The organism is Pseudomonas sp. S1_G07, from assembly GCF_054668565.1.
Map to the genome: position 1 here is coordinate 3,465,399 of NZ_CP162778.1, position 10,706 is coordinate 3,476,104.

A 10,706-nucleotide genomic window follows, 5' to 3' on the forward strand; every position below is an offset into this window, starting at 1 on the left:
GAGCAGATGAAGGCTTTAGACAAGCTGCTGGGCGGCCAGCAAAACCTGATCGGCATCGTGCTGCTGGCGCTGCTGATCCTGGTGATATTCCCCCTGACCCTGGATGCGTTCCGCCTGAACATGGTCGGCAAGTACCTGACCTATGCGTTCGTCGCGGTGGGGCTGGTGCTGTGCTGGGGCTATGGCGGCATTCTCAGCCTGGGGCAGGGCGTGTTCTTTGGCGTGGGCGGCTACTGCATGGCGATGTTCCTCAAGCTGGAAGCCTCGGACCCGGAGAGCACCAAGATTCAGTCCACACCTGGCATTCCGGACTTTATGGACTGGAATCAGATCACCGAACTGCCGGGGCTGTGGCAGCCGTTCCACAGCTTCAGTTTTACCCTGGTGGCAGTGATCGCGGTGCCGGTGCTGCTGGCCTTTATCATCGGCATGGCGCTGTTCAAGCGGCGCGTGGGCGATGTGTATTTCTCCATCGTGACCCAGGCGATTGCGCTGATCCTCACGGTGCTGATCGTTGGCCAGCAGGGCCTGACCGGCGGCGTCAACGGCACCACCGACCTCAAGACCCTGCTCGGCTGGGACCTGCGCACCGACAGCGCCAAATTGATCCTGTACTTCATCAACGCCGGCTTGTTGTTTGGCTGCATCTTTATCGGCCGCTTCATCCTGGCGTCCAAGCTGGGGCGGTTGCTGATGGCGATGCGCGATAAGGAAGAGCGCGTGCGTTTCTCCGGGTATGACGTGGCCAGCTTCAAGATCTTCGTGTTCTGCGTGGCGGCGGCATTCTCCGCAATAGGCGGGGCGATGTTCGCCTTGCAGGTGGGCTTTATGTCGCCGTCGTTCGTGGGCATTGTGCCGTCGATCGAGATGGTGATCTTCGCCGCGGTGGGCGGGCGCATGTCGTTGCTCGGCGCGGTGTATGGCGCGCTGCTGGTGAACTACGGCAAGACCTACTTTTCCGAGTCCTTTCCCGAGCTGTGGTTGTACCTGATGGGCGGGCTGTTTATCGCCGTGGTGATGTACTTCCCCAATGGCCTGGCCGGCTTGTGGGACAGCCATGGGCGCCAGGCATTGGCGCGGCTGCTGCGCCGCCAACCGCCAGTGAAAGCCGTGGCGCCGCTGGCCAAGCCCAAGACTGAAAGCAAAATCCTGGAGACCCAGCCATGACCGCCGTCGGCTTTGAAATGAAAAAACCGGTGCTGGCCATCGAAGGTCTCACCGTGTCCTTCGACGGCTTCAAGGCGGTCGACAACCTCAACCTGTATATCGACCGCAACGAAGTGCGCGTGGTGATCGGGCCCAACGGTGCCGGCAAGACCACAGTGCTCGACCTGATCTGCGGCAAGACCCGCGCCACCAGCGGCAGCATCCAGTTCGACGGCCAGGAACTGACCCGGATGCGCGAATACAACATCGTGCGTGCCGGCGTCGGACGCAAGTTCCAGAACCCGTCGATCTACGAAAACCTCACGGTGTTCGAAAACCTGGAGATGTCCTACCCGGCGGGCCGCAAGGTGTGGGGTGCGTTGTTTTTCAAGCGTAGCGCCCAGGTAATCGCCCGCGTAGAAGCAGTGGCGCGAGAGATCTTCCTTGGCGATTTGCTGCAACAACAGGCCGACCTGTTGTCCCACGGCCAAAAGCAGTGGTTGGAGATCGGCATGCTGCTGATGCAGGACCCCGAGCTGCTGATGCTCGACGAACCGGTGGCGGGCATGAGCGTCAACGAGCGCGCGCAAACCGCCGAATTGCTCAAGCGCATCAGCCAGGGCCGTTCGGTGCTGGTGATCGAGCACGACATGGAGTTCGTCAAGAGCATCGCCCACAAGGTCACGGTGTTGCACCAGGGCAAGGTGCTGGCCGAGGGCAGCATGGAGTCGGTGCAAAGCAACCCTAAAGTCATCGAAGTGTATTTGGGCCACTGAGGAAGCAGGCATGTTCAAGATCGACCAGTTGTCCTGCGGCTACGGCCAGAGCCAGATCCTCCACGACCTGGACCTGACTGTGGCCAGGCGCGAGATCGTCGCGGTGATGGGCCGCAACGGCATGGGCAAGACCACTTTGTTCAAGAGCCTGATGGGCATCCTGCCGCAATGGAAAGGCCAGGTGAGCGTGGACGGGCAGGATGTGTCGGCGCTGGACACCCATGAGCGGGTAGCGCGCGGTATTGCCTACGTGCCCCAGGGGCGCATGATTTTCCCGAGCATGAGCGTGCTGGAAAACATCCAGACCGGCCTGCCGGCCTCGGCGCGCGGCAAGGTGCCGGAGGATTTGTACGCGCTGTTCCCGGTGCTCTACGACATGCAGTCGCGCAAGGGCGGCAACCTGTCCGGCGGGCAGCAACAGCAACTGGCGATTGCCCGGGCGTTGGCGACCAACCCCAAGGTGCTGTTGCTGGATGAGCCGACCGAGGGCATCCAGCCGTCGATCATCAAGGACATCGCGCGCACCCTCAAAGAGATCCGCAATTTGCGCGACTTGACCATCGTGGTGTCGGAGCAGGTGTTGTCATTCACCCTGGAAATCGCCGACCGCTTTTTGGTGATCGAGAAGGGGCGCTTCGTCATCGAAGAAACCCGGGATCGGGTAGACGAAGCAACCATCAGCCGCTACCTGTCCGTCTAGCAGCGACCTGCCGGCGAAAAACGCCCAGGCACCGCGTTCATCCTGACGACGCGCGTCAGCGTTAACGACCTTCGCTGGCAAGCCAGCTCCTACAGAAAGCTGACCTGCGAACCCATCTGTAGGAGCCGGCTTGCCGGCGAAAAACGCCCAGGCACCGCGTTCATCCTGACGACGCGCGTCAGCGTTAACGGCCTTCGCCGGCAAGCCAGCGCCTACAGAAAACGGACCTGCGAACCCATCTGTAGGAGCCGGCTTGCCGGCGAAAAACGCCCAGGCACCGCGTTCATCCTGGTGACTTGCGTCAGCGTTAACGACCTTCGCTGGCAAGCCAGCTCCTACAGAAAGCGGACCTGCGAACCCATCTGTAGGAGTCGGCTTGCCGGCGAAAAACGCCCAGGCACCGCGTTCATCCTGACGACGCGCGTCAGCGTTAACGACCTTCGCTGGCAAGCCAGCGCCTACAGAAAACGGACCTGCGAACCCATCTGTAGGCGCCGGCTTGCCGGCGAAAAACGCCCAGGCACCGCGTTCATCCTGGTGACTTGCGTCAGCGTTAACGACCTTCGCTGGCAAGCCAGCGCCTACAGAAAGCGGACCTGCGAACCCATCTGTAGGAGCCGGCTTGCCGGCGAAAAACGCCCAGGCACCGCGTTCATCCTGGTGACTTGCGTCAGCGTTAACGACCTTCGCTGGCAAGCCAGCTCCTACAGAAAGCGGACCTGCGAACCCATCTGTAGGAGCCGGCTTGCCGGCGAAAAACGCCCAGGCACCGCGTTCATCCTGACGACGCGCGTCAGCGTTAACGACCTTCGCTGGCAAGCCAGCGCCTACAGAAAACGGACCTGCGAACCCATCTGTAGGAGCCGGCTTGCCGGCGAAAAACGCCCAGGCACCGCGTTCATCCTGGTGACTTGCGTCAGCGTTAACGACCTTCGCTGGCAAGCCAGCTCCTACAGAAAGCGGACCTGCGAACCCATCTGTAGGAGCCGGCTTGCCGGCGAAAAACGCCCAGGCACCGCGTTCATCCTGACGACGCGCGTCAGCGTTAACGACCTTCGCTGGCAAGCCAGCGCCTACAGAAAACGGACCTGCGAACCCATCTGTAGGAGCCGGCTTGCCGGCGAAAAACGCCCAGGCACCGCGTTCATCCTGGTGACTTGCGTCAGCGTTAACGACCTTCGCTGGCAAGCCAGCGCCTACAGAAAGCGGACCTGCGAACCCATCTGTAGGAGCCGGCTTGCCGGCGAAAAACGCCCAGGCACCGCGTTCATCCTGGTGACTTGAGTCAGCGTTAACGACCTTCGCTGGCAAGCCAGCGCCTACAGAAAGCGGACCTGCGAACCCATCTGTAGGAGCCGGCTTGCCAGCGAAAAACGCCCAGGCACCGCGTTCATCCTGGTGACTTGCGTCAGCGTTAACGACCTTCGCTGGCAAGCCAGCTCCTACATTTTTGTTTGGGTTTCACCCTTTGGCAGAGCCATACGTCATCCAACGTATTTCCCGTTTTACCCCGCTCCCCGAGACTGGTTTCAACGCAGCAAACCACCCGTCCAGGAGCCCGTCCATGACCGAAACGCTGATCAAAGTCGACCTCAACCAACCCGTCACCGAGAACGAGCAGATCCATAACCGCTGGCACCCGGATATCCCGATGGCCTGCTGGGTGAAGCCGGGCGATGACTTCATCCTCGAAACCTACGACTGGACCGCCGGCGCGATCAAGAACAATGACGACGCCAGCGACGTGCGCGATGTGGACCTGTCCACCGTGCATTACCTGTCGGGCCCGGTGGGCGTGCAGGGCGCCGAGCCAGGTGACCTGCTGGTGGTGGACTTGCTCGATATTGGCGCCAAGGCCGATTCCCAGTGGGGCTTTAACGGTTTCTTCTCGCGGCAGAACGGCGGAGGTTTCCTCACCGATCACTTCCCCTGCGCGCAAAAAGCCATCTGGGATTTCAAGGGGATGTTCACCCGCTCGCGGCATATTCCGGGGGTGAACTTCGCCGGCCTGATCCACCCCGGCCTGATCGGCTGCCTGCCCGACCCGGTGATGCTTGCCGACTGGAACCGCCGCGAGCAGGAACTGATCGACACCAACCCCACTCGCGTGCCGCCGTTGGCCAACGCACCGCTGGCCGCCACCGCGCACATGGGCAAGCTCAAGGGCCAGGCCCGCGACGATGCGGCCGCCACTGGCGCGCGCACCGTGCCGCCCCGTGAGCATGGCGGTAACTGCGACATCAAGGATCTGTCCCGTGGCTCGAAGATCTTCTTCCCGGTCTACGTCAACGGCGCCGGGCTGTCGGTGGGTGATTTGCACTTCAGCCAGGGCGATGGCGAAATCACCTTTTGCGGCGCCATCGAAATGGCGGGCTGGGTGCATATGAAGGTCGAGCTGATCAAGGGTGGCATGGCCAAGTACGGCATCAAGAACCCGGTGTTCAAGCCGAGCCCGATCACGCCGAACTACAAGAACTATCTGATCTTTGAAGGCATCTCGGTGGACGAGCAGGGCCAGCAGCACTACTTGGACGTCAACGTTGCCTACCGCCAGGCGTGCCTGAATGCGATCAACTACCTGACCAAGTTCGGCTACTCGCCGGCCCAGGGCTATGCGTTGCTCGGCTCGGCGCCGGTGCAGGGGCACATCAGCGGCGTGGTGGATATTCCGAATGCCTGCGCCACCTTGTGGTTGCCCACGGAAATCTTCGAGTTCGATATCAACCCCAACGCCAGCGGCCCGACCAAGTTCCTCGACGGCAGCATCGACCTGCCCATTGCCCCGGACCTGTAGCCATGCCGACTTACGAATACGCCTGCCAGGCGTGCGGCACCTTCACCCTGCTGCGGTCCATCGCCCAGCGCAACGAGCCCAGCCAGTGCCCGTACTGCGCAGGGCCGGGAGGGCCGTTGCAGGTGTCGGCTCCGGCCTTGCAACTGCTGTCGACCAACCAGCGCAAGGCCATCGCCGGCAACGAGCGCAGTGCCCATGCACCGCAGACCGTCGGCGAGTACCAGGACAGCCGTCGCCATCCGGCCGGTTGCAGCTGCTGCGGCAGCCAAAAAAAGGTGTTGCCGAGCAAGGCCAACCCGCTGGGCCTCAAGACCAGGACCGGCCCACGTCCGTGGATGATCAGTCACTAGACCAGGAGCGTTGTTATGCGTCATGGCGATATTTCCAGCAGCCCCGATACCGTTGGTGTCGCGGTGGTGAACTACAAGATGCCGCGCCTGCACAGCAAGGCCGAGGTCATCGATAACGCGAAGAAGATTGCCGAGATTATTCTCGGCATGAAACAAGGCCTGCCTGGCATGGACCTGGTGGTGTTTCCCGAGTACAGCACCATGGGCATCATGTACGACCACGACGAGATGATGGCCACCGCCGCGAGTATTCCCGGCGAAGAAACCGCGATTTTCTCGGCGGCATGTCGCCAGGCCAACACCTGGGGTGTGTTTTCCCTGACCGGCGAGCGCCACGAAGAACATCCCCACAAAGCGCCCTATAACACCCTGGTGCTGATCAACCACCTGGGCGAGATCGTGCAGCGTTACCGTAAGTGCATCCCCTGGTGTCCCATCGAGGGTTGGTATCCGGGGGATCGCACCTATGTGTGTGACGGGCCCAAGGGCATGAAGATCAGCCTGATCATCTGCGACGACGGCAACTACCCGGAGATCTGGCGCGATTGTGCGATGAAGGGCGCCGAGCTGATCGTGCGTTGCCAGGGCTATATGTACCCGGCCAAGGAGCAGCAGGTACAAATGTCCAAGAGCATGGCCTGGGCTAATAACTGCTATGTGGCGGTGGCCAATGCGGCGGGCTTCGATGGCGTGTATTCGTACTTCGGCCACTCGGCGATCATCGGTTTTGATGGGCGCACCCTGGGTGAGTGCGGCGAAGAGGAAATGGGCATCCAGTACGCCCAGTTGTCGGTGTCGCAGATCCGCGATGCGCGGGCCAATGACCAGTCGCAGAACCATCTGTTCAAGCTGCTGCACCGCGGCTATACCGGTATGCACGCCTCGGGCGATGGCGATAAGGGCGTAGCGGACTGCCCGTTCGAGTTCTACCGCACCTGGGTGTTGGACGCACAGAAGGCCCAGGAAAATGTCGAGAAGATCACCCGCAGCACGGTGGGCGTGGCCGCATGCCCGGTGGGGCAACTGCCCCATGCCGGCAAAGAGCAGACAGCGGGGTAGGGCATGCGCTTTACCTTCGAACCGGCCCAGGTCATGGCCTTGCTACGCAGCCGTATCGTCGGCCAGGACGCTGCGCTGGCCCAGGTGGAAGGCTTGCTCAAGGTGGTCAAGGCCGATATCGGCGAGCGTGAGCGACCGCTTAGCGTCAATCTGTTCATGGGCCCGACCGGCGTGGGCAAGACTGAAGTCGTGCGCCTGCTGGCCCAGGCGCTGCACGGTCGCGCAGATGGCTTTTGCCGCATCGACATGCACACCTTGGCCCAGGAACATTACGCGGCTGCGTTGACCGGCGCGCCGCCGGGGTATGTGGGCAGCAAGGAGGGCATCAGCCTGTTCAACAGTGAGTTGATCCAGGGCACCTACAGCCGCCCGGGCATCGTGCAGCCCACCAGCGTTCGTTAGTCGTGGATGAGCCGTCGCGGGCCTGGCTGTGCCGTGAACATGACGTGCGCTTTGGCGCGAGGGCATTGTGCCGGCGGTTGCGGGTTGAGCTGGAATCCGCGCTGGCCGAGTGCGTCTTGCAGGGCCACGCCCGGCGTCTGAATGCGACGGTGCGCAATGCCTGGCTGGTGGTCGACCCCATGCCTTGATAAAGCACAGGAACATTGGATCCACTTACGGTATAACCCTCGGACGCTTTTGTTCTCCGAGGCCCCGTTTTTCATGCAAAGCCCTTTGCAACGCCCGCTGTGGCAGGTCTACCTGCTCTTTCTGGCTCCGATGGTGCTGTCCAACTTCCTGCAAAGCTTTTCCGGCACTCTCAACGGCATCTATGTCGGGCAGATGCTCGGCACCCAGGCGCTGGCGGCGGTGTCGGGGATGTTTCCCATCGTGTTCTTCTTTATTGCCCTGGTGATCGGCCTGGGGGCGGGCGCTTCGGTGCTGATCGGTCAGGCGTGGGGCGCGCGGGAAACGGCGATGGTCAAGTCGATCACCGGTGCCACCCTGGCACTGGGGGCGTTGGTGGGCTTGATCGCGGCAGTACTCGGCAGCCTGTTTGCGCGCCCGGCATTGCAGGCGCTGGGGACGCCGATTGATGTGCTCGACGATGCGGTGGGTTACGCCCAGATGATGATGCTGATCATGCCGCTGCTGCTGGTGTTTATCCTGTATACCCAATTGTTGCGCGGGGTCAGCGACACGATTTCGCCGTTGCTGGCGCTGATGGTCTCGACACTGGTCGGCCTGCTGCTGACCCCTGCGCTGATTCGCGGCTGGGTCGGCCTGCCGCCCCTGGGTATCCAGAGCGCGGTGTATGCCGGCCTGGTGGGTAATGCCGCGGCGATGCTGTTCCTGATCCTGCGGCTGCGTCACAAAAATCACGTAATGGCACCGGACCGTGAACTGCTCGCGGCCTTGCGCCTGGACCGCGTCATCCTCGGCAAAGTCCTGCGCATTGGTTTGCCCACGGGCTTGCAGATGGTGGTGCTGTCGCTGTCGGAGCTGGTCATTCTGGCCCTGGTCAATGGCCACGGCTCCCAGGCCACGGCGGCCTATGGCGCGGTGACGCAGATCGTCAACTACGTGCAATTTCCGGCGCTGTCGATCGCCATCACCGCCTCGATCCTCGGGGCCCAGGCGATTGGTGCGGGGCGCCTGGAACGCATCGGGCCGATCCTGCGCACCGGGTTGCTGATCAACACCTGCCTCACCGGGGGCTTGATCGTGCTGGGGTACGTGTTGTCGCACTGGTTGCTGGGCTTGTTCATCACCGATGACCTGGCGCGGGTCAAGGCCGAGCACCTGCTGCACATCATGCTCTGGAGCATCCTGGTGTTCGGCTTCCAGGCGGTGATCGGCGGGATCATGCGCGCCAGCGGCGTGGTGCTGATGCCGGTGGCAATCTCGATTTTCTGCGTGCTCTGCGTTGAACTGCCGATGGCCTACTTGTTCAATGCGCACTTCGGCCTGGAAGGGGTGTGGATGGCGTTTCCGGTGACGTACCTGGCGATGCTCGGGTTGCAGACGGCGTATTACCGGTTGGTGTGGCGGCATAAGCAGATCAAGCGGTTGGTGTGATAAAAGGTTGCGCAATTTAAGGACCGAAGGCGTTTAAATCATGGCAAACCCTTACGCCGAGTTGTTCCAGGTGCCTGGCGCCCGGGCTTTCGTGCTCGCTGGCATGCTCGCCCGCATGCCCGTGTCGATGGCGGGTATCGGCCTGATCACCATGCTGTCCCAGGTGCATGGCGGCTATGGCCTGGCGGGCACGGTGGCGGCGGTGTATGCCCTGGCCACGGCATTTTGCGCACCGCAGGTGTCACGGCTGGTGGACCGCTACAGCCAGGGCCGGGTGCTGCCGGCAGCGGCGCTGATCGGTGGTGGGGCATTGTTGTTGCTGTTGCTGTGCACGCGCTTGCAGGCGCCGACCTGGACGCTGTTCCTGTTCGCCGCCATGGCCGGTTGCATGCCGAACATGTCGGCCATGGTGCGGGCGCGCTGGACCGAGTTGTACCGGGGCCAGCCCAAACTGCAAACCGCGTTTGCCCTGGAATCGGTGCTCGATGAGGTGTGCTTTATCATCGGCCCGCCGATTTCGGTGGGCCTGAGCGTGGTGCTGTTCCCCGAAGCCGGGCCGCTGATGGTCGCGCTGTTGCTGGCGGTGGGGGTCACCACGTTTGTGCTGCAACGCGCGACCGAACCCCCGATACATGCACATCACGCCCACCACGCCGGCTGGCTGATCGCTTCACCCTCGGTGCTGATCCTGATGGTCCTGCTGCTGGCCATGGGCGTGATCGTGGGCGTGGTGGATGTGGTCAGCGTCGCCTTCGCTCAACACCAGGGCCAGCCGGCGGCGGCGAGCATCGTGTTGTCGGTGTATGCCATCGGTTCGTGCCTGGCGGGCCTGGCCTTCGGCACCCTCAAACTCAAGGCGCCGCTGCCGCGCCAGTTCCTCTGCTGCGGCGTGGCGACGGCGCTGACCACCTTGCCGTTGCTGCTGGTGAGCAACATTCCGGGCCTGGCGGCGGCGATCTTTGTCTCCGGCCTGTTCTTTGCGCCGACCCTGATCGTGTCCATGGCCCTGGTGGAACAGATCGTGCCGCCCAGCCGCCTGACCGAAGGCATGACCTGGTTGATTACCGGCCTGAGCATTGGCGTGGCCATCGGTGCCGCCAGCTCCGGCTGGATGATCGACCACTTCGGCGCCGCCAGTGGCTTCTGGGTGGCGCTGGCGGCGGGAGTGGTGGTGTTGGGTTCGGCAGTGTTGGGGTATCGGCGGTTGGGGTAATCAGCCAATTGCCGGGCTGGCATCCGCGCCGTGATGTTGCAGGAATTCATTCAACGCCTGGCGGGTGAGGTCATTGAGCGTGACTTTTTTTCGCATCGCTGCCAGGGCTGCCGCCAGATGCAGGTCATGGCCGACGCGTACGTTGAACGAACCTTTGCAAGGTTTTTCAGGTGTTTGCCTGAGCGACTCGCACGTCGCGAGATAGTCGTCCACGGCCTCACGAAATGCCGCGTCCAGTTCGGCGACGGTTTTCCCTTCATAGCTCACCAATGCCTTGATGAACAGGATCTTGCCGAACAGGCAGTTGTCTTCGAGGCTGGCTTCGATAGAGCCGATGTAGCCTTTGTATTTGAGTTGATTGTTCACGGAATCAGTTCTCCTGATCGCAGTTGTTCGATGATCTGGCGCCGAATGTAGTGTTTCAGTTCGTTGCCGGGGTGAGGCTTGTGCAAGGTGATCATTGCACTGGGGTCGCCGAGGTCGAATTTGACGCGGCTTCCAGCCCCTTCAATCGGTGTGTATCCCAGCCGGCGTAACAGCGTGACGAGTTCAGGCCAGGTAAATGCCATGTGCTCATTGAGCAGTTTGGCGAGCAGCTTTTCATTTTTGGACACGGCGTTCCCTGCGTGTAACTAAATGTAGTTGCAAA

Annotated in this window: 11 protein-coding genes and 1 pseudogene; 10 read left to right on the plus strand and 2 right to left on the minus strand. The window is 62.0% G+C overall.

Translation table 11 applies throughout. The features are described 5' to 3' along the window. Positions 1–6 precede the first annotated feature (6 nt). The 10 genes and pseudogenes from urtC (at position 7) to AB4O05_RS16090 (ending at position 10,057) form a co-directional block, all read left to right on the plus strand. Positions 7–1,167, plus strand: a complete 1,161-nt coding sequence (urtC, locus tag AB4O05_RS16045; RefSeq protein ID WP_460136650.1) for an urea ABC transporter permease subunit UrtC — start codon at positions 7–9, stop codon at positions 1,165–1,167. After that, the gene (gene urtD / locus AB4O05_RS16050) at positions 1,164–1,922 is read left to right on the plus strand and encodes an urea ABC transporter ATP-binding protein UrtD (RefSeq protein ID WP_460136649.1); all 759 of its coding nucleotides are present in this window, start codon (positions 1,164–1,166) and stop codon (positions 1,920–1,922) included. The genes urtC and urtD overlap by 4 nt, the downstream gene beginning before the upstream one ends. Positions 1,923–1,932: 10 nt before the next feature. Beyond that, positions 1,933–2,622 carry an urea ABC transporter ATP-binding subunit UrtE gene (gene urtE, locus AB4O05_RS16055; protein WP_460136648.1) on the plus strand — a complete coding sequence of 230 codons (690 nt, stop codon included), beginning with the start codon at positions 1,933–1,935 and terminating at the stop codon, positions 2,620–2,622. A 291-nt stretch (positions 2,623–2,913) separates the two neighbouring features. Continuing rightward, complete coding sequence (locus AB4O05_RS16060; RefSeq protein WP_460136647.1) at positions 2,914–3,906, plus strand: hypothetical protein; 993 nt, start codon at positions 2,914–2,916, stop codon at positions 3,904–3,906. A gap of 280 nt (positions 3,907–4,186) precedes the next feature. After that, positions 4,187–5,416, plus strand: a complete 1,230-nt coding sequence (gene fmdA, locus AB4O05_RS16065; protein WP_460136646.1) for a formamidase — start codon at positions 4,187–4,189, stop codon at positions 5,414–5,416. A 2-nt stretch (positions 5,417–5,418) separates the two neighbouring features. After that, a complete protein-coding gene (locus AB4O05_RS16070) occupies positions 5,419–5,766 on the plus strand; it encodes an FmdB family zinc ribbon protein (RefSeq protein ID WP_460164747.1) in 348 nt (115 codons plus the stop codon). Between the two features lie 15 nt (positions 5,767–5,781). After that, on the plus strand, positions 5,782–6,825 hold the full coding sequence (locus AB4O05_RS16075) for an aliphatic amidase (RefSeq protein WP_460136645.1): 1,044 nt from the start codon (positions 5,782–5,784) through the stop codon (positions 6,823–6,825). Between the two features lie 3 nt (positions 6,826–6,828). Continuing rightward, a pseudogene (locus tag AB4O05_RS16080) lies at positions 6,829–7,415 on the plus strand (AAA family ATPase). Between the two features lie 73 nt (positions 7,416–7,488). After that, positions 7,489–8,844, plus strand: coding sequence for an MATE family efflux transporter (locus tag AB4O05_RS16085; RefSeq protein ID WP_460136644.1), 1,356 nt, complete (start codon positions 7,489–7,491; stop codon positions 8,842–8,844). Positions 8,845–8,884: 40 nt separating this feature from the next. Next, positions 8,885–10,057 (plus strand): MFS transporter, encoded by a 1,173-nt coding sequence (locus tag AB4O05_RS16090; protein WP_460136643.1) that lies wholly within the window; start codon positions 8,885–8,887, stop codon positions 10,055–10,057. Here the strand turns inward: AB4O05_RS16090 and AB4O05_RS16095 are convergent, their stop codons facing one another. Both AB4O05_RS16095 and AB4O05_RS16100 read right to left on the minus strand, forming a co-directional pair. Further along, complete coding sequence (locus AB4O05_RS16095; protein ID WP_460136642.1) at positions 10,058–10,423, minus strand: type II toxin-antitoxin system HicB family antitoxin; 366 nt, start codon at positions 10,421–10,423, stop codon at positions 10,058–10,060. It lies immediately after the preceding gene. After that, positions 10,420–10,671 carry a type II toxin-antitoxin system HicA family toxin gene (locus AB4O05_RS16100; protein ID WP_460136641.1) on the minus strand — a complete coding sequence of 84 codons (252 nt, stop codon included), beginning with the start codon at positions 10,669–10,671 and terminating at the stop codon, positions 10,420–10,422. Before AB4O05_RS16100 ends, AB4O05_RS16095 begins: the two co-directional genes overlap by 4 nt. Positions 10,672–10,706 lie beyond the last annotated feature (35 nt).